13 protein-coding genes are annotated in these 15,706 nt (G+C 72.3%); all 13 read left to right on the plus strand.

Annotated elements, in window-relative coordinates; all coding sequences use genetic code 11:
* Nucleotides 1–268 precede the first annotated feature (268 nt).
* On the plus strand, nucleotides 269–1,228 hold the full coding sequence (gene rsmH / locus ACIHFE_RS03585) for a 16S rRNA (cytosine(1402)-N(4))-methyltransferase RsmH (protein WP_400104103.1): 960 nt from the start codon (nucleotides 269–271) through the stop codon (nucleotides 1,226–1,228).
* Entirely contained in the window at nucleotides 1,225–1,737 is a 513-nt protein-coding gene (locus ACIHFE_RS03590) for a septum formation initiator family protein (RefSeq protein ID WP_400104104.1), read from the plus strand. Before rsmH ends, ACIHFE_RS03590 begins: the two co-directional genes overlap by 4 nt.
* 4 nt (nucleotides 1,738–1,741) lie before the next feature.
* Nucleotides 1,742–3,682, plus strand: coding sequence for a peptidoglycan D,D-transpeptidase FtsI family protein (locus ACIHFE_RS03595; RefSeq protein ID WP_400104105.1), 1,941 nt, complete (start codon nucleotides 1,742–1,744; stop codon nucleotides 3,680–3,682).
* Between the two features lie 23 nt (nucleotides 3,683–3,705).
* Entirely contained in the window at nucleotides 3,706–5,385 is a 1,680-nt protein-coding gene (locus ACIHFE_RS03600; protein WP_400104106.1) for a UDP-N-acetylmuramoyl-L-alanyl-D-glutamate--2,6-diaminopimelate ligase, read from the plus strand.
* Nucleotides 5,386–5,391: 6 nt separating this feature from the next.
* A complete protein-coding gene (gene murF, locus ACIHFE_RS03605; protein ID WP_400104107.1) occupies nucleotides 5,392–6,801 on the plus strand; it encodes a UDP-N-acetylmuramoyl-tripeptide--D-alanyl-D-alanine ligase in 1,410 nt (469 codons plus the stop codon).
* On the plus strand, nucleotides 6,798–7,862 hold the full coding sequence (gene mraY, locus ACIHFE_RS03610; protein WP_400104108.1) for a phospho-N-acetylmuramoyl-pentapeptide-transferase: 1,065 nt from the start codon (nucleotides 6,798–6,800) through the stop codon (nucleotides 7,860–7,862). Before murF ends, mraY begins: the two co-directional genes overlap by 4 nt.
* Complete coding sequence (gene murD, locus ACIHFE_RS03615) at nucleotides 7,844–9,286, plus strand: UDP-N-acetylmuramoyl-L-alanine--D-glutamate ligase (protein WP_400104109.1); 1,443 nt, start codon at nucleotides 7,844–7,846, stop codon at nucleotides 9,284–9,286. The genes mraY and murD overlap by 19 nt, the downstream gene beginning before the upstream one ends.
* A gap of 54 nt (nucleotides 9,287–9,340) precedes the next feature.
* The gene (gene ftsW / locus ACIHFE_RS03620; protein WP_400104110.1) at nucleotides 9,341–10,708 is read left to right on the plus strand and encodes a putative lipid II flippase FtsW; all 1,368 of its coding nucleotides are present in this window, start codon (nucleotides 9,341–9,343) and stop codon (nucleotides 10,706–10,708) included.
* A gap of 6 nt (nucleotides 10,709–10,714) precedes the next feature.
* Complete coding sequence (gene murG / locus ACIHFE_RS03625) at nucleotides 10,715–11,806, plus strand: undecaprenyldiphospho-muramoylpentapeptide beta-N-acetylglucosaminyltransferase (RefSeq protein WP_400104111.1); 1,092 nt, start codon at nucleotides 10,715–10,717, stop codon at nucleotides 11,804–11,806.
* Between the two features lie 25 nt (nucleotides 11,807–11,831).
* On the plus strand, nucleotides 11,832–12,713 hold the full coding sequence (locus ACIHFE_RS03630; RefSeq protein WP_400104112.1) for a cell division protein FtsQ/DivIB: 882 nt from the start codon (nucleotides 11,832–11,834) through the stop codon (nucleotides 12,711–12,713).
* Between the two features lie 240 nt (nucleotides 12,714–12,953).
* Nucleotides 12,954–14,186 carry a cell division protein FtsZ gene (gene ftsZ, locus ACIHFE_RS03635; RefSeq protein ID WP_400104113.1) on the plus strand — a complete coding sequence of 411 codons (1,233 nt, stop codon included), beginning with the start codon at nucleotides 12,954–12,956 and terminating at the stop codon, nucleotides 14,184–14,186.
* 11 nt (nucleotides 14,187–14,197) lie between these two features.
* A complete protein-coding gene (gene pgeF, locus ACIHFE_RS03640; RefSeq protein WP_400104114.1) occupies nucleotides 14,198–14,956 on the plus strand; it encodes a peptidoglycan editing factor PgeF in 759 nt (252 codons plus the stop codon).
* Between the two features lie 3 nt (nucleotides 14,957–14,959).
* Complete coding sequence (locus ACIHFE_RS03645) at nucleotides 14,960–15,679, plus strand: YggS family pyridoxal phosphate-dependent enzyme (RefSeq protein WP_400104115.1); 720 nt, start codon at nucleotides 14,960–14,962, stop codon at nucleotides 15,677–15,679.
* The last annotated feature ends 27 nt before the right edge of the window (nucleotides 15,680–15,706 follow it).

Here is a 15,706-nt window from a genome sequence, read left to right on the forward strand (position 1 = left end):
CGCACAGGTTTCGGCCCGGTCGCGGGACGCGCTGGCCGGTTGGTTGACCGAGGGGACGAGTGCACTAAAGTGGCGCGAAGTGGGAGGCCCGACGCTCCCCTCGGAACCGGAAAAAACCGCACGCGCGCGACGCGTACGCACCCCTCGGCCTCCTCCCGCTCCCGGCTCGTACGGCCCCGCACTCCGGTGCCGGACGGTCCGTTCCCCTTCGAGCGGGTGGGGACCCGGCGGTACGTACCCGCCGCGCCCCGTGACGTCAGAAGGGCGCATGACCAGCAACGCGCGACACGTCCCCGTCATGCTCCAGCGCTGTCTGGACATGCTCGCTCCCGCGCTCACCGAGCCAGGGGCGGTGGTCGTCGACTGCACGCTGGGCGCCGGAGGCCACAGCGAGGCCCTGCTCAGGGCCTTCCCCGAGGCCCGGCTGATCGCCCTGGACCGGGACCCCACCGCGCTCGCCCTGGCCGGGGAGCGCCTGGCCCCCTACGGGGAGCGCGCGACACTGGTGCGCGCCGTCTACCACGAGCTCCCCGAGGTGCTGGACCGGCTGGGCATCAAGAAGGTCCAGGGCATCCTGTTCGACCTGGGCGTCTCCTCCATGCAGCTGGACGAGGCCGACCGCGGCTTCGCCTACGCCCAGGACGCCCCGCTGGACATGCGCATGGACCAGACCACCGGGATCAGCGCGGCCGAGGTGCTCAACACCTACCCGCCCGGTGAACTGGTGCGCATCCTGCGCGCCTACGGCGAGGAGAAGCAGGCCAAGCGGATCGTGTCGGCCATCGTCCGGGAGCGCGCGAAGGAGCCGTTCAGCAACAGCGCCCGGCTGGTGGAGCTGATCCGCGAGGCGCTGCCGCAGGCCGCCAAGCGCACCGGCGGCAACCCGGCCAAGCGCACCTTCCAGGCCCTGCGCATCGAGGTCAACGCCGAACTGGCCAGCGTGGAGCAGGCCATCCCGGCCGCGGTGGCCGCGCTGGCGGTGGGCGGACGGGTCGCGGTGCTGTCGTACCAGTCGCTGGAGGACCGCATCGTCAAGCAGGTCTTCGCGGCCGGCGCCACCAGCACCGCCCCGCCGGGACTCCCGGTGGTGCCCGAGCGCTACCAGCCGCGGCTGAAACTGCTCACCCGGGGCGCCGAACTGCCCACCGAGGAGGAGATCGCCGAGAACCGGCGCGCCGCCCCGGCCCGGCTGCGCGGCGCCGAGCGCATCCGCGAGGACGTTCCGTGATCCGCGGCGGCCGGCTGGGGCGGCTGCTGCCGCTGGGTCCGCTCGGCACCCGGCGCACGCCCTTCGTACTGCTGACGGTGCTGCTGCTGGGCTCCGGACTGATCTCGCTGTTGCTGCTCAATTCCTCCCTCAACCAGGGCTCCTTCGAGCTCAGCCGGCTGCAGCGCAAGACCACCGAGCTGACCGACGAGCAGCAGGCGCTCCAGCAGGAGGTCGACCAGCTGGCCGCGCCGGACGCGCTGGAGCGCCGGGCCCGCGAGATGGGCCTGGTGCCCGGCGGCCCGCCCGCCTTCCTCAACCCGGACGGCACGGTCACCGGACAGCCCGCCCCGGCCGCCTCCGGCGACGCCACCGAGGCGGACAACACCGCCTTCACCGTGCCCGCCCCGCCGCCACCGCCGTCCCCGGCCCCCGTCGCACCGGCCCCGGCCGCCCCCGTACCGCAGCAGCCCAAGGCGGTGCCCAGCGCGCCGCCGCCCACCGCGCTCCCCGGACCGACAGGCAGGTGAGGTCGTGACGGCGCCCAGGCAGCCCCGCCGCCCAGTACCCGGCCCCGCGCGCCCTGCGGCGCGTCCCGCGCGCCCGGCGCGCCCGTCCTCCCGCACCCCCCAGCCGCCCCGCCAGCGCACCGGCGGCCGGCCGCTGCGGCTGGGCAGCCCCAAGCCCCGGCTGCGGCTGATCGGCGCCGGGCTGACCCTGGCCATGCTGGCGTTCACCGTGCGGCTGCTCCAGGTGCAGGCCCTGGACGCCGGCTCCTACGCCGCCCGGGCCAACCTCAACCGCTATATCCCGGTCACCCTGGCCGCAGAACGCGGCAACATCACCGACCGCGACGGGGTGGACCTGGCCACCACCGTGGACGCCTACGACATCACCGCCGACCCCGGGCTGCTCACCCCCGAGCGGCTCAAGACCCAGGGCGGCCCCCGCGAGGTGGCCGAGCTGCTCGCCCCGGTGCTGCGGGAGAGCGCCGACGGCCTGGAGCAGAAGCTCACCGCCAACCCCAAGTCCCGCTATGTGGTGCTGGCCCGCCAGCAGAGCCCGCAGGTGTGGAACCAGATCAAGGAGCTGAAGAAGAAGGCCGCCGCCAAGGCGCCCCGGAAGAGCGGCCTGCACCTGCTGTCCGGCATCGGCCGGGAGCCGCACAGCAAGCGGGTCTACCCCAATGGCGACCTGGCGGCCGGGCTGCTGGGCTTCGTCAACGCCGACGGCCAGGGCGGCGGCGGCCTGGAGGGCCAGCTGAACAAGGCACTGGCGGGCAAGAACGGCAAGCGGGTCTACGCCCAGTCCGGCGGCCGCCAGGTGCCCACCGGGGACGTCAAGGAACAGGCGGCGGTGCCCGGCTCCGATGTGGAGCTCACCATCGACCGGGACATCCAGTGGGCCGCCCAGAACGCCATCGCCGAGCAGGTGCGCAAGTCCCAGGCGGACCGCGGCTATGTGGTCGTCCAGGACACCCGCACCGGCGAGATCCTGGCCATGGCCAACGCCCCCGGCTACAACCCCAACGACCTTGCCCACGCGGACCGTTCGGCCATGGGCAACCCCGCGCTGATGGACGCCTACGAGCCGGGCAGCACCAGCAAGGTGATGACCATGGCGGCCGTCCTGGAGGAGGGCGTGGCCACCCCGGACACCCATGTGGAGGTGCCCAACCGGCTGGTGCGCGCCGAGCACTCCTTCGCCGACGACATCGACCACCCCACCTGGCACCTCACCCTCAACGGGGTGCTCGCCAAGTCCAGCAACCTGGGCACCATCCTGGCCAGCGAACAGCTGGGCAAGACCCGGGAGCAGGCCAACGACGTCCTCTACTCGTATCTGCGCAAGTTCGGCCTGGGCAGACCCACCGGCCTGGGCTTCCCCGGCGAGACCCCCGGCATCCTGGTGCCGCCCGCCAAGTGGAGCGCCACCCAGCCGTACACCGTGCCCTTCGGGCAGGGCCTCTCCCTCAACGCGGTACAGGCCGCCTCGGTCTACAGCACCATCGCCAACGGCGGGGAACGGGTCCAGCCCAGTCTGGTGCGCGGCAGCAAGGGCCCGGACGGCCGCTTCGAGCCCGCCACGGCGGCGCCCCGCACCCGGGTGATCAGCGAGAAGACCGCCAAGGAGCTCACCGCCATGCTGGAGTCGGTGGTCGACGACCGGGAGGGCACCGGCGTCAAGGCGGCGATCCCCGGCTACCGGGTCGCGGGCAAGACCGGCACGGCCAACCGGGTGGATCCGCGCACCGGCCGCTACCACGGCTACACCGCCTCCTTCGCCGGCTTCGCCCCCGCCGACCAGCCCCGGCTCACGGTCTACTGCGCCATCCAGAACCCCACCAGCGGCAGCTACTTCGGCGGCCAGATCTGCGGCCCGGTGTACCGGCAGGTCATGGAGTTCGCGCTGAAGACCCTCCAGGTGCCGCCCACCGGCGGCCGGCCCCCCCGGCTGCCGGTGAGCTACGACTGAGCGCCACGACCGGGCAGACGACTGTGACGCACGGCACTCCCGACCCCGGGAACCACGGCCCGGCGCGCCCCTCGCTTCGCGACGGGGCGGGTGCGCCCGGTACGCTCACCGCCGTGCCCCACGCTGATCAGTCCCAAACCAACCCGCCCGCGCCGAGCCCCGGAGCGCCGCGTCCCACCCGGGTGAGCCCCGTACCGCTGACGGAGCTGGCCGGTCAGCTGGGCATCACCGCCCCCAAGGGGGCGGCCGTCGCCGTCACCGGCATCACCCATGACTCCCGCGCGGTCCGCCCCGGCGACCTCTACGCGGCCCTGCCGGGCGCCCGCTTCCACGGCGCCGGGTTCGCCGCCCAGGCGGCCGGCCTGGGAGCGGTGGCCGTGCTCACCGACCCGGCCGGCGCCGAGCGCGCCGCCGCCACCGGGCTGCCGGTGCTCACCGTGCCCGACCCGCGCGGCCGGATGGGCTCGCTGGCCGCCGCCATCTACGGCGAGCCGGGCCACGACCTGCTGCGCGTCGGCATCACCGGCACCTCGGGCAAGACCACCACCGCCTACCTCATCGAGGGCGGGCTGCGCTCCCTGGGCACCACCGGCCTGATCGGCACCGTGGAGTCCCGGATAGGGGACGAGCGGCTGAAGTCCGAGCGCACCACCCCCGAGGCCACCGACCTGCAGGCCCTGTTCGCGGTGATGCGCGAGCGCGGGGTGCGCTCGGTCGCCATGGAGGTCTCCAGCCACGCGCTGCGGCTGGGCCGGGTGGACGGCTGTGTCTTCGACGTGGCGGTCTTCAACAACCTCAGCCCGGAGCACATGGAGTTCCACTCCGGCATGGAGGACTACTTCCAGGCCAAGGCCGAGCTGTTCACCAAGGAGCGCAGCCGGCTGGGCGTGGTCAACCTGGACGACGCCTATGGGCGCCGGCTGGCGGAGGGCGAGTCCGAGGTCCCGGTGATCACCTTCTCCGCGGAGGGCCGCGAGGACGCCGACTGGCGGGCCGTGGACGTGGAGACCGGCCCGGTCGACTCCCGCTTCACCATCCTGGGCCCGGAGGGCCGTACGGTCCGCGCCAAGGCGCCGCTGCCCGGCCCGTTCAACGTGGCCAACGCGCTGGCCGCGGTGGTCGCGCTGACCGCCGCCGGGATCGAGCCGCAGACCGCCGCCGACGGCGTGGCCGCGGTGCCCGGGGTGCCCGGCCGGCTGGAGCGGGTGGACGCCGGCCAGCCGTACCTGGCGACGGTGGACTACGCCCACAAGACGGACGCCGTCGAATCGGTTCTCCGCGCCCTGCGCAAGGTCACCACCGGCCGGCTGCACGCCGTGCTCGGCTGCGGCGGCGACCGTGACCGGACCAAGCGCGCCCCGATGGGCGCCGCCCTGGCCCGGCTCGCCGACACCGCCGTGCTGACCAGCGACAACCCCCGCTCCGAGGACCCGCTGGCGATCCTCGCCACCATGCTCGCGGGCGCCGCCGAGGTGCCCGCCGACCAGCGCGGCACCGTCCTGCTGCTGGAGGACCGCGCCGCCGCCATCGCGGCCGCCGTGGACCGCGCCGAACCCGGCGACACCGTGGTGGTCCTGGGCAAGGGCCATGAGCAGGGCCAGGAGATCGCCGGAGTGGTCCGGCCCTTCGACGACCGCCAGGTCCTGCGCGAGGCCATCGAGCACCGCCGCACGGCCGCCCCGCACTCGAACGACCAGGGATGATCTGACGTGATCGCACTCTCACTGGCCGAGATCGCCGGGATCACCGGCGGGCGGCAGTACGACATACCGGACCCGGACCGCACCGTCACCGGCCCGGTGGTGATCGACTCCCGCCAGGTGGAGCCCGGCAGCCTGTTCGCCGCCTTCGCCGGCGAGCATGTCGACGGACACGACTACGCGCGGCGCGCCGTCGAGGCGGGTGCGGCGGCGGTGCTGGCCGCCCGCCCCGTCGGCGTCCCCGCCATCGTGGTGGACGATGTGGAACGGGCGCTGGGCGCCCTGGCCCGCGCCGTGACGGAGCGGGCCGGCAGCACCGCGGTGGCGCTCACCGGCTCGGTGGGCAAGACCAGCACCAAGGACCTGATCGGCCAGCTGCTGGGCGCCCTGGGCCCCACCGTCTGCCCGGCCGGCAACCTCAACAACGAGATCGGCCTGCCGCTGACCGCGCTGCGCGCCACCGAGGACACCCGCTACCTGGTGCTGGAGATGGGCGCCCGGGGAATCGGCCACATCCGCTACCTCACCGAGCTCACCCCGCCGCGGATCGGCCTGGTGCTCAATGTGGGCACCGCTCACCTCGGCGAGTTCGGCGGTCGGGAGCAGATCGCGGTGGCCAAGGGCGAGCTGGTGGAAGCGCTGCCGGCGGCCGCCGAGGGCGGGGTGGCCCTGCTCAACGCGGACGACCCGCTGGTCCGGGCCATGAGCACGCGCACCAAGGCCCGTATCGTGCTGTTCGGCGAGGCCCCCGATGCCGACATCCGGGCCGAAAACGTGCGTCTTACCGCCACTGGACAGCCTTCCTTCACGCTCCACACACCCACCGGGTGCGGGGAAGTGACCATGCGGCTGTACGGTGAGCACCACGTGTCGAACGCGCTCGCCGCGGCCGCCGTCGCCCATGAGCTGGGCATGCCCGCCGACGAGATCGCCGCCACGCTCTCCGGGGCGGGGCAGCTCTCGCGCTGGCGGATGGAGGTCACCGAGCGTCCGGACGGCGTGACGATCGTCAACGACGCCTACAACGCCAATCCCGAATCCATGCGAGCCGCACTGCGTGCGCTGGCCGCCATGGGCAGCGGGCGGCGGACGTGGGCGGTGCTCGGCAAGATGGCCGAGCTGGGCGAGGAGTCACTCGCCGAGCACGACGCGGTCGGACGGCTCGCCGTCCGGCTCAACGTCAGCAAGCTCGTGGCAGTCGGGGACAGGGAAGCGGCCTGGCTGCGCATGGGCGCCTATAACGAGGGTTCGTGGGGTGAGGAGTCGGTGCACGTGTCCGACGCGCAGGCGGCGGTCGACCTGTTGCGCAGCGAGCTGCGCCCGGGAGACGTCGTACTGGTGAAGGCGTCCAGGTCGGTCGGCCTGGAGAGGGTCGCGGAGCAACTGCTCGCGGGCGAGGGCGAGGTCACCGGTCGATGAACCAGATCCTCTTCGCGGGTGTGATCGGTCTGTTCCTGACCCTGATCGGCACCCCGCTGTTGATCAAGTTCCTGGCCCGCAAGGGCTACGGCCAGTTCATCCGCGACGACGGCCCGCGTACCCATGGCAGCAAGAAGGGCACGCCCACCATGGGCGGCATCGCCTTCATCCTGGCCACCCTGATCGCCTATGCCGTCACCAAGGTGATCACCAGTAAGGCGCCCACCACCTCGGGTCTGCTGGTGCTGTTCCTGACGGCGGGCATGGGCCTGGTCGGCTTCCTGGACGACTACATCAAGATCGTCAAGCAGCGGAGCCTGGGCCTGCGGGCCAAGGCCAAGATGGCCGGACAGCTGATCGTCGGCATCGCCTTCGCGGTGCTGGCCCTGCAGTTCGCCGACACCCGCGGCCAGACCCCGGCCTCCACCAGGCTCTCCTTCACCCAGGACTTCGGCTGGTCGGTCGGCCCGGTGATCTTCGTGGTCTGGGCGCTGTTCATGATCCTGGCCATGTCCAACGGCGTGAACCTCACCGACGGCCTGGACGGCCTGGCCACCGGTGCCTCGGTGATGGTCTTCGGCGCCTATGTCTTCATCGGCACCTGGCAGCACGGCCAGTGGTGCGGCAACTCGGTGACCGCCGGTGCCGGCTGCTACGAGGTACGTGACCCACTCGACCTGGCCGTGGTGGCATCCGCCCTGATGGGCTCCTGCTTCGGCTTCCTGTGGTGGAACACCTCACCCGCCAAGATCTTCATGGGTGACACCGGCTCGCTCGCCCTGGGCGGCGCGCTGGCGGGCCTGGCGATCTGCTCCCGCACCGAGCTGCTGCTGGCCCTGCTCGGCGGCCTGTTCGTACTGATCACCATGTCCGTGGTCATCCAGGTCGGCTCCTTCCGCCTGACCCGTAAGCGGGTCTTCCGGATGGCCCCGCTCCAGCACCACTTCGAACTCAAGGGGTGGAGCGAGGTCCTTGTGGTGGTCCGGTTCTGGATCATCCAGGGCCTGTGCGTGGCCGTCGGCCTGGGAATCTTCTACGCCGGATGGCTGGCCATCAAATGACCCTCAGCGACTTCGCCGACCAGCAGATCACCGTCGCCGGTCTCGGCGTGAGCGGCGTCAGCGCCGCCCGCGCCCTGGCCGGCCTCGGCGCGCGCGTCACCGTGGTGGACGGCGGCGACAGCCCGGCCCTGCGCGAGCGGGCCGCCCGGCTGGAGGCGGAGGGCATCACCGTCCGCCTCGCCGACGCCGAAACCCTGCCCGAGGGCACCCAGCTGATCGTCACCTCGCCCGGCTGGCGCCCGGACAGCCCGCTGTTCGCGGCCGCCGCCGAGGCGGGCGTGGACGTGGTGGGCGATGTGGAGATCGCCTGGCGGCTGCGCGGCGAGGGCGCCCCGCCCTGGCTGGCCGTCACCGGCACCAACGGCAAGACCACCACCGTGCAGATGCTGGCCGCCATCCTGGAGGCCGCCGGCCTGCGCACCGCCGCCGTCGGCAACATCGGCACCCCGATCATCGATGTGGTGCTCTCCCAGGAGCCCTACGACGTGCTGGCCGTGGAGCTCTCCAGCTACCAGCTGCACTGGGCGCCCTCACTGCGCGCCCACTCGGCCGCCGTGCTCAACCTGGCCCCCGACCACCTGGACTGGCACGGCTCGATGCGGGCCTACGCCGCCGACAAGGGCCGGATCTACGAGGGCAACCAGGTGGCCTGCGTCTACAACGCCACCGACCCGGCCACCGAGCGCCTGGTCGAGCGCGCCGACGTGGAGGAGGGCTGCCGGGCCATCGGCTTCACCCTGGGCCCGCCCGGACTCTCCGAACTCGGCGTGGTGGACGGCATCCTGGTCGACCGGGCCTTTGTGGCGGACCGGCAGCGCAACGCCCAGGAGCTGGCCGAGGTCTCCGACATCAGCCCGGCGGCACCGCACAACATCGCCAACGCCCTGGCCGCCGCCGCCCTGGCCCGCGCCTTCGGCGTGGAGCCGCGGGCGGTCCGCGACGGACTGCGCGCCTTCCGCCCCGACGCCCACCGCATCGCCCATGTCGCCGACGTGGACGGCGTGGCCTACGTCGACGACTCCAAGGCCACCAACACCCACGCCGCCGAGGCCTCGCTGGCCGCCTATGAGTCCATCGTCTGGATCGCCGGCGGACTGGCCAAGGGCGCCACCTTCGACGAACTGGTGGCCAGGTCCGCCAAGCGGCTGCGCGGTGCCGTGCTGATCGGCGCCGACCGGGCGCTGATCAGGGAGGCGCTGGCGCGACACGCCCCCGATGTGCCGGTGGTCGACCTCGACCGGACCGACACTGGGGCGATGGCCGCGGCCGTCCAGGAGGCGGCACGGCTCGCCGGACCGGGAGACACCGTCCTCATGGCTCCGGCGTGTGCCTCGATGGACATGTTCACCAATTACGGAGAGCGCGGCGAGGCCTTCGCCCAAGCGGTCCGGGAACTGCCCTCCGGCCGCGGCGCTCAGCAGTAGCCGCACGGTCCCCGCGCCGCGGGAGTGCGGCGCGGGAGATCAGCGGAGGGGACCATGCAGGCCCATCACAGTGCCGGGATCCACTCCGGGGTCGCCCGGCGCGGCACCCCGGCCGGCGCCCGTCCCGTCCGTGCCCCCCGCCCGCGCGGCGGCGCCGGCGCCCGGCCGCCCGGCCGGGGCACCGTGTGGGGCGGGCTGCAGACCCTGGTACGGCGCGCCAAACGGGCCTGGGACCGGCCGCTGACCGCCTACTACCTGCTGCTCGGCGGCTCCCTGCTGATCACCGTGCTGGGCCTGGTGATGGTCTACTCGGCCTCCCAGATCAAGGCCCTGCAGAGCGGCCTGGCCCCCACCTACTTCTTCCGCAAACAGCTGCTGGCGGCCGCCATCGGCACCGTACTGCTGCTGGTGGCCGCCCGTACGCCGGTGCGCATCCTGCGCGCGCTGGCCTACCCGCTGCTGGCCGGCTCGGCCTTCCTGCTGGTGCTGGTCCAGGTGCCGGGCATCGGCGAGACCATCAACGGCAACACCAACTGGATCTCGCTGGGCGGGCCCTTCCAGGCCCAGCCCAGCGAGTTCGCCAAGCTGGCGCTGGTGCTGTGGGGATCCGACCTGCTGGCCCGCAAACAGGCCAAGAATCTGCTCAACCAGTGGAAGCACCTGCTGGTCCCGCTGGTCCCGGTGGCCTTTGTCCTGCTCGGCCTGATCATGCTGGGCGGCGACATGGGCACCACGGTGGTCCTCACCGCGGTGCTGCTGGGGCTGCTGTGGGTGGCGGGCGCGCCCACCCGGCTGTTCTCCGGGGTGTTCGGTGTCACCGTGGCGCTGGCCGCCCTGTTCATCAAGACCAGCGCCAACCGGATGTCCCGGCTGGCCTGCATCGGCGCCACCGACCCCGGCCCCAACGATCAGTGCTGGCAGGCCGTGCACGGCATCTACGCGCTGGCCAACGGTGGCTGGTTCGGCGCCGGCCTCGGTGCCAGTGTGGAGAAATGGGGCGAACTGCCCGAGCCTCACACCGACTTCATCTTCGCCATCACCGGCGAGGAACTGGGGCTGGCAGGGACGCTGTCGGTGCTCGCCCTGTTCGCGGCTCTAGGCTATGCGGGTATCCGCGTGGCCGGACGCACGGAGGAACCCTTCGTGAGATACGCCGCGGGAGCGGTGACCACCTGGATCACGGCCCAGGCCGTGGTCAACATTGGTGCGGTGCTCGGCCTGCTGCCGATCGCCGGAGTGCCGCTCCCGCTGTTCTCCTACGGAGGGTCCGCCCTGCTGCCTGCCATGTTCGCCATCGGGCTGCTGATCGCCTTCGCGCGCGACGAACCCGGTGCACGGGCGGCGCTGGCCATGCGGCAGCCTGGGGTGAGATGGAAGACGATGAGACGGCGCGTCAAGAAGCGGCCGTCCGGAGAGCGGTGAATTTCGGTGCATGTCGTACTCGCCGGCGGGGGGACCGCCGGCCACATCGAGCCCGCGCTCGCCCTCGCGGACGCCCTGCGCAGGCAGGACCCGACCGTGGGGATCACAGCGCTCGGCACGGAACGGGGCCTGGAGACCCGGCTCGTGCCCGAGCGGGGCTATGAGCTGGGGCTGATCCCCGCCGTCCCGCTGCCGCGCAAGCCCACCCCGGAGCTGATCACCGTGCCCGGGCGGCTGCGCGGCACCATCAAGGCGGCCGAGCAGATCCTGGAGCGCACCAAGGCGGACTGTGTGGTCGGCTTCGGCGGCTATGTCGCCCTGCCCGGCTATCTGGCCGCCAAGCGGCTCGGCGTGCCGATCGTCGTCCACGAGGCCAATGCCCGCCCCGGCCTGGCCAACAAGATCGGCTCGCGCTATGCCTCGGCGGTGGCCGTGTCCACCCCGGACAGCAAGCTGCGCAACGCCCGCTATGTCGGCATCCCGCTGCGCCGCTCCATCGCCACCCTGGACCGGGCGGCCCTGCGCTTCGAGGCGCGGGCGGCCTTCGGGCTGGACCCCAACCTGCCCACGCTGCTGGTCTCCGGCGGCTCGCAGGGCGCCCGCCGGCTGAACGAGGTCGTCCAGACCGTCGCCCCGGTGCTCCAGCGCTCGGGCGTCCAGATCCTGCACGCGGTGGGCCCCAAGAATGAACTGCCGCCGGTCGACAACATGCCCGGAATGCCGCCATACATCCCGGTATCGTATGTGGACCGGATGGATCTCGCCTATGCCGCGGCGGACATGATGCTCTGCCGCGCCGGCGCGATGACCGTCGCCGAACTGTCCGCCGTCGGGCTGCCCGCCGCCTATGTCCCGCTGCCCATCGGCAACGGCGAACAGCGGCTCAACGCCCAGCCGGTGGTCAAGGCCGGTGGCGGCCTGCTGGTCGACGATGCCGAGCTGAGTCCCGCCTGGGTGCAGAATCAGGTGCTTCCGGTGCTCGCCGACCCGCACAAGCTGTACGAAATGTCCCGCGCGGCCGCCGAGTTCGGCCGCCGCGACGCCGACGAGCTGCTGGTCGGCATGGTGTACGAGGCGATCGCGGCGCGCAGGGGCTGAGCGCCGCAGGCAGGAGGCTGGGAGCGTGGCCGGACCGACGACCGCCCGGCGCGGTGGCGACAAGAGCCGTAAACCGAAGCCGAAATCGTCGGCACCCGGCCCCTCCCGGCCGTCCAAGGCCGCCAAGGGCCCCCGGAAGCCGGCCGGCGGACCGGGCGTCGGCAAGCGCCTCTCCGCCCTCCACCGCCGGCTCACCCGCGGCCGGCGGCTGCTCCTGTGGGGTGCCGCCGCCGTCCTGCTGGGCGCCGGGGTCACCTGGGTGCTGTACGGGTCCAGCCTGCTGCGGGCCACTCGTGTGGAGGTCACCGGAACCACCGTGCTGACGCCCGCCGAGGTCCGCGAGGCGGCCGCGGTTCCCCTCGGCGACCCCCTGGTCTCGGTGGACACCGGCGCCATCGAGGACCGGCTGCGCGCCCGGCTGCCCCGGGTGGCCTCGGTGGACGCCGACCGCTCCTGGCCGCACACCATCAGTCTCAAAGTGACCGAACGCCAGCCGAAAGCCGTCCTCGAAAAGGACGGGAAATTTATCGAAATCGACGGTATGGGCGTGCGGTTCGCCACAGTCATCCGGGCGCCCGAGCGGGTGCCCAGGCTGACCCTGGAGACCTCCGAGGACTCGCCCGCCGCCGCCAGCACCCGCCGCTTCGGCGCCCACCGCCTGGAGCGCGAAGGCGTCCGGGTCGCCAACGACCTGCCCGCTCCGGTGCGCCAGGACACCGTCGCCGTTCGCGTACGCTCGTACGACTCCATCACCGTGGAACTGACGGGCGGTCGGACCGTCGTGTGGGGGAGCGGTGAGCGGGGTGACGCGAAGGCCCGTACGCTCACTGCACTGATGAAGGCGGCGCCTGGTGCGAAGCACTTCAATGTCAGCGCTCCGAGTGCCCCGGCGGCGTCGGGGAGTTGACGACCGGTCGGCTCTGCCAGCACCCTGGTTGGCTACGCCTATGGGTGATCACATAGGGTGAAAAGAAAAACGGGAGGTTCGGCGTGTTCGTTGAACACGCACCACTTGTCGACTTAGTGTCCTGTCCCGAGAACCCAGGGAACAGTGACACGAGTAACCCTAAACTTCAACGTTAGGGTTCGGGTTGGCATTGGGAACCGTCCCCCAGGCATACGTAACTCGAGGCGAGAGGCCTTCGACGTGGCAGCACCGCAGAACTACCTCGCAGTCATCAAGGTCGTCGGCATCGGCGGCGGTGGCGTCAACGCCATCAACCGGATGATCGAGGTCGGTCTCAAGGGCGTCGAGTTCATCGCGATCAACACCGATGCACAGGCCCTGCTGATGAGCGACGCCGATGTGAAGCTCGATGTCGGCCGTGAGCTCACCCGTGGCCTCGGCGCCGGCGCCAACCCCGAGGTCGGCCGCAAGGCCGCCGAGGACCACCGCGAGGAGATCGAGGAGGTCCTCAAGGGGGCCGACATGGTCTTCGTCACCGCGGGCGAGGGCGGCGGCACCGGCACCGGCGGCGCGCCCGTGGTCGCCAACATCGCCCGTTCCCTGGGCGCCCTGACCATCGGTGTGGTCACCCGCCCGTTCACCTTCGAGGGCCGCCGCCGGGCGAACCAGGCGGAGGACGGCATCGCGGGGCTGCGCGATGAGGTCGACACCCTGATCGTCATCCCCAACGACCGGCTGCTGTCCATCTCGGACCGGCAGGTCAGCGTGCTGGACGCGTTCAAGTCCGCGGACCAGGTGCTGCTCTCCGGTGTCCAGGGCATCACCGACCTGATCACCACCCCCGGTCTGATCAACCTGGACTTCGCCGACGTCAAGTCGGTGATGTCGGAGGCGGGTTCGGCGCTGATGGGTATCGGCTCGGCGCGCGGCGACGACCGCGCGGTGGCCGCGGCCGAGATGGCCATCTCCTCGCCGCTGCTGGAAGCCTCCATCGACGGCGCCCGCGGTGTGCTGCTCTCCATCTCCGGCGGATCCGACCTCGGTCTGTTCGAGATCAACGAGGCGGCCCAGCTGGTGAGCGAGGCGGCCCACCCCGAGGCCAACATCATCTTCGGTGCGGTCATCGACGACGCACTGGGCGACGAGGTCCGGGTCACCGTGATCGCGGCCGGCTTCGACGGCGGCCAGCCGCCGGCCAAGAACCGCGACAAGGTCCTCGGCTCGTCCTACGGCGGCCGTGAGGAGAGCACCCCGGCCACCCCGGCGAGCCGCCCGGCCCCGGCCGAGCCGGTCCGCCCGTCTTTCGGCGGCCTGGGCAGCGTGACCCCGCGCACCGAGGAGCCGGTGCCGGCCGACCCGGCGCCGGTCGCCGAGGTCCCCCCGCCGCCGATGTCCTCGCCCCAGGTCCCGCCGGCCCGGCCGTACCAGGACTCGACCGCCGAGGAACTGGACGTTCCCGACTTCCTGAAGTAGCGGCACACACCTTGATAGGCCATCAGCACACAGTGCAGCCTCAGCCATACGTGGCACACGCGAGCGGCGCGCACTTCGCCTTCACCGACAGGTGGGGCGGAGTGAGCGCCGCTCCGTATGCGGAGCTCAACCTGGGCGGCGCGGTCGGCGACGACCCGGCGGCGGTCGGTGCCAACCGGGAGCGGGCGGCCCGCGCGCTGGGTCTCGACCCGGCGGCGGTCGTCTGGATGAACCAGGTGCACGGCCGGGACGTCGCCGTGGTGGACGGACCGTGGCGGAGCGGGGAGATCCCGGCGGTGGACGCGGTGGTGACGGCCCGCCGGGGACTGGCGCTGGCGGTGCTGACTGCCGACTGCACCCCGGTGCTGCTCGCCGATCCGGTCGCCGGAGTGACCGGGGCGGCGCACGCCGGACGGCCCGGGCTGGTCGCCGGGGTGGTCCCGGCGGTGGTGGAGGCGATGACCGCGCTGGGCGCCCGGCCGGAGCGGATGACCGTCCACCTTGGACCCTCGGTCTGCGGTGGCTGTTACGAGGTGCCCGAGCGGATGCGTGCCGAGGTGGCCGAGGCGGTGCCCGAGGCATGGGCCACCACCCGGCAGGGCACCCCGGCGGTGGACGTGGCGGCCGGAGTGCTCGCCCAGCTCGGCCGATCGGGTGTCACCGGCGCCCGCCGGCCGGCGGTTTGCACGCTGGAGTCGGCGGACCACTTCTCCTATCGGCGCGAGCGCGTGACCGGACGGCTCGCCAGTTATGTCTGGTTGGACGGCTGAGCAGTGACGGACCGCAGAACTCAGTTGGCGCACAACCTCGCCCAGGTGGAGGAACGTATCGCCGCCGCCTGCGCGGCGGCGGGCCGGAAGCGTGCGGAGGTGACCCTGATCGTGGTCACCAAGACCTATCCGGCGAGTGACGTCAGACACCTGGCGGAGCTGGGGGTGCGTCATGTCGCGGAGAACCGGGACCAGGACGCCGCCCCCAAGGCCGCGGAATGCCAGGATCTGCCACTCACCTGGCACTTTGTCGGTCAATTGCAGACAAACAAGGTGCGATCGGTGGTGAAGTACGCCGATGTGGTGCACTCCATTGACCGGGCCCGGCTGGTCACCGCCCTCTCCGCGGCGGCCGTCCGGGCCGGGCGGGAGCTGGACTGCCTGATCCAGGTGGCACTTGACGCCGAGTCGGGAGAGGTCTCCGGGCGGGGCGGTGTCGCGCCGGACGGGGTGATGGCCCTCGCCGACGCCCTGGCCGAGGCGGAAGGTCTGCGTCCGGCGGGACTGATGACGGTGGCTCCGCTCGCCGGTCCGTATGCCGGCCGTCCCCGGGCCGCCTTCGAGCGGCTGCGGGAAATCGCAACGGACCTGCACGGGGCCCATCCGGCTGCGAACATGGTGTCCGCAGGGATGAGCGCGGATCTCGAAGACGCCGTGGCGGCGGGTGCGACACATGTACGTGTCGGCACAGCGGTACTCGGAGTCCGACCCGGGCTCCGGTAACGTCGCCAAGAGTCGGACCACAGCAAC

Origin of the sequence: Streptomyces sp. NPDC052396 (assembly GCF_044593195.1) — a bacterium.
Classification (GTDB): domain Bacteria; phylum Actinomycetota; class Actinomycetes; order Streptomycetales; family Streptomycetaceae; genus Streptomyces.

Coding starts and splice junctions, on each gene's coding strand:
- murD (WP_400104109.1), top strand. CDS start 7,844: ATGGCTGGCCATCAAATGACCCTCAGCGACTTCGCCGACCAGCAGATC.
- mraY (WP_400104108.1), top strand. CDS start 6,798: ATGAACCAGATCCTCTTCGCGGGTGTGATCGGTCTGTTCCTGACCCTG.
- rsmH (WP_400104103.1), top strand. CDS start 269: ATGACCAGCAACGCGCGACACGTCCCCGTCATGCTCCAGCGCTGTCTG.
- ftsW (WP_400104110.1), top strand. CDS start 9,341: ATGCAGGCCCATCACAGTGCCGGGATCCACTCCGGGGTCGCCCGGCGC.